This is a genomic window from Nostoc sp. FACHB-888 (genome assembly GCF_014696655.1).
Lineage (GTDB): Bacteria > Cyanobacteriota > Cyanobacteriia > Cyanobacteriales > Nostocaceae > Nostoc.
Map to the genome: position 1 here is coordinate 1 of NZ_JACJQM010000348.1, position 2,848 is coordinate 2,848.

The following is a 2,848-nucleotide window of genomic DNA, read 5'->3' on the forward strand; positions in this document are numbered from 1 at the left end:
TACATAGAGCAGCATTTTCAAGACTTCGCCGCCAATCTCCTAGCCCAACACAATCAACAAGCACTTTCCGGTAGCCAACAGAAATGGATGGGTGTGGTCAATTTTGCAGAGAGCGAACTGGGTAAGAAAGTCCCCCTTAACGGTTCGCATTATCGTGGTCATCTCGGTACTTGGGTTCGCACCTTTTACCCCCAACTGGGAGAACGTCAGGAGATGCGGCTGGTCAATGGCACTCAGCAGCCAGTTTACGTTTACGCCTGCCATGACCCAATTGTTGCAAATGGGTTGACCAAGGCAATTGAGGAGTTTTTCGCTCACCCAAACCCGACTACTGCACTAAGAAGTGCGGGGGCTTTTAGTACCAAGAAAACACGGGTATTGGTCAAAAAATGAAAGCGTTCGCACACCAAACCCTAGGGCGAACGCCTGATTGCATATTTGTGATGAATGCTGGCCCTATAGTATCAGTTTTCGCTCCATCACTCGAACTCGGAAGCAGGCTTTTAGATTTTCATCCATCAAAAATAACTCTCATACCATGCAGCAACTCACACTTTTCTCTGAATCTGCCCCAGTGATACCAGTTACCTATTACCCTGATTTCTTGGGAACTGAAGCGGCAAACTCACTCTACCAACACTGTCTACAACTGGAATGGCAGCAAAATCAAATCAGAATCGCGGGTAAAACAATGCCCGTTCCCCGCCTTGAGTGCATTTATGGGGACTACGGCTGCGATTACCTTTACTCAAAGTGCGTATTTTTGAAACCTCTGACTTGGACAGAACAACTGTCGAACTTGCAAGACAGAATCACTGCGCTGACTGGCTACAAATTCCGTATTGTCATCGGCAACCAATACCGCACGGGGACTGATTCTATCGGGTGGCACGCAGACAACGAACCATCGATGGGATCTAACCCTGCAATCGCATCAGTCAGCCTGGGATCATGTCGCAAATTCCAGATCAAACCCATCGGCGGCAGACCAACGGATTTCTGGCTGGAACACGGCAGTTTGCTTGTGATGCACCCTGGCTGTCAATCAACTCATCTTCACCAAGTTCCGAAAACAAACAAAGTTGTTAGCACACGTATTAATCTTACATTCCGACCACATACAGCCAGAAGCAGATAATTCTGATTTTTTCAATCTGAGCATATAAACAATAGCACTTCAAAAAAGCTGTCAACCCTGATTCTATATGAGATTCACTGGCTGACAGCATCCATTTTTCATGCAATTGATTTTTTCTAAGTCATCTACAATCACAACTTCTTAGTTTGTTTGTACTATCTTATTCCCTCAAAAAGGAGTCAGCTCATGGGAGAAGCAAAACGTCGTCGGTTATTAGATCCTAATTATGGCTTACCTAAAATACCCAATACTTCTGAACCAACCTCAAAAGAAGTTTTCAAAAAACAAACTGATTTCAAAACTGTACCTAAAAATCACTTCATCAATTCTCATTATGAATTACCAAAGCATTATCTAAATTTACGTGACTCCTCGAACCAAAATAATGCTGATCATTTGAGCCACACAATTGATGCACACCAAAATCCGAATAATCAGTTAGCTCCTAACCACTGGCATGAATGGGTGGTCAATTCTGCTGTTGACTCCAAACTCACTGCCCTAAATGTCCGCTCTTTAAATGGTTCGGAAGTATACGAATACCTTTTATACGCTCTGCCCCAAACTGCCAGACGTAACGATGGGCGATTGCGCGACGGGTACTTGAAAAGATACGCTCACGCAGAGTCGGGTGCATGGTGGGTTAGTGGACTCGACCCGCTCAATAATTGGCTACCGATGAACTGGGGACGGATGAAACCTGATTGTCCTCGTTTGGAATGGGACGAGACAACTCAAGAACAAACCCAAAAGCCCGTTAAATATGAATCACCACCCAAAACTCCCAACCGAGTTACATATCTGAGAGTCCCTCTGCACATTTGGCGATTACTAGCCCTACGCTATGACGTGCCGATGCCAGAACATATTACTGTTACAGAAGTTGGTGAAGCATTAGGGTTTTGGGCTTGGGTAATGGCTCACCCCGAAATCCCTGTATGCCTTACAGAGGGCGAGAAGAAGGCTGCTTGTCTCCTAACTTTGGGGTATGTAGCCATCGCACTCCCTGGAATCTGGAATGGTCGCGTGGGCAAAGAAGACTTGGAATACCTGCACCCTGATTTAGTCCCAATGGCTCAACACAAGCGTAAGTTTGTCATTCTCTTCGACTACGAAAGTAAACCCAAAACCAAACAGCAGGTTTTCAGTGCTACTCGCCGCACCTGTCAAGTCATTCTCCAACTTGCCTGCCAATGTGAAGTGGCGCTACTCCCTGGCCCAGAAAAAGGAATTGACGATTGGGTTGTAGCTCTGGGGAAAAAAGCTGATAAAGCAGTGTCCACGATGATTGCTGATGCATTGAGAATCAGCGAATTAAGCCAAAGATTTTTCGTGAATCGCGCCAGGGGACTTCACAAATTCAAACCCAATATTATCGTTAATACTCGCTATCTTTCTACAGTCATCCGCTCCCTGCCTCAATCTGGTTTAGTTGGTTTGGCTTCTGACATGGGAACTGGCAAGACTGAAATCTTGGCAATGATGAGATTTGATAACCCAGACTTGAGCTTTTTGAACAACGGGCATCGCGTTACTTTGCTGAAAAATTTGAGCGATCGCTTGCAAACTGCTATGTACTCAGCCATATCCTGCGGCGACTGGGCTAAAGCCGAATGGCACTGAAATAAGCCAAGATATAGTTAAATTAAGCAGTCTGTAATTGACGGCGTAATTGATTTCTAGGTTGTTTCATTAATGGGTAAGCTTTGG

At 45.2% G+C, this 2,848-nt stretch carries 2 protein-coding genes and 1 pseudogene; all 3 read left to right on the forward strand.

Translation table 11 applies throughout. From position 1 onward, the window contains the following. A pseudogene (locus tag H6G26_RS43605) lies at nucleotides 1-393 on the forward strand (hypothetical protein); the annotation flags it as partial. Between the two features lie 145 nt (nucleotides 394-538). After that, complete coding sequence (locus H6G26_RS40555; protein ID WP_190737657.1) at nucleotides 539-1,138, forward strand: alpha-ketoglutarate-dependent dioxygenase AlkB; 600 nt, start codon at nucleotides 539-541, stop codon at nucleotides 1,136-1,138. A gap of 186 nt (nucleotides 1,139-1,324) precedes the next feature. After that, nucleotides 1,325-2,761, forward strand: coding sequence for a DUF3854 domain-containing protein (locus tag H6G26_RS40560; RefSeq protein WP_190737659.1), 1,437 nt, complete (start codon nucleotides 1,325-1,327; stop codon nucleotides 2,759-2,761). Nucleotides 2,762-2,848 lie beyond the last annotated feature (87 nt).

Coding starts and splice junctions, on each gene's coding strand:
- H6G26_RS40555 (WP_190737657.1), top strand. CDS start 539: ATGCAGCAACTCACACTTTTCTCTGAATCTGCCCCAGTGATACCAGTT.
- H6G26_RS40560 (WP_190737659.1), top strand. CDS start 1,325: ATGGGAGAAGCAAAACGTCGTCGGTTATTAGATCCTAATTATGGCTTA.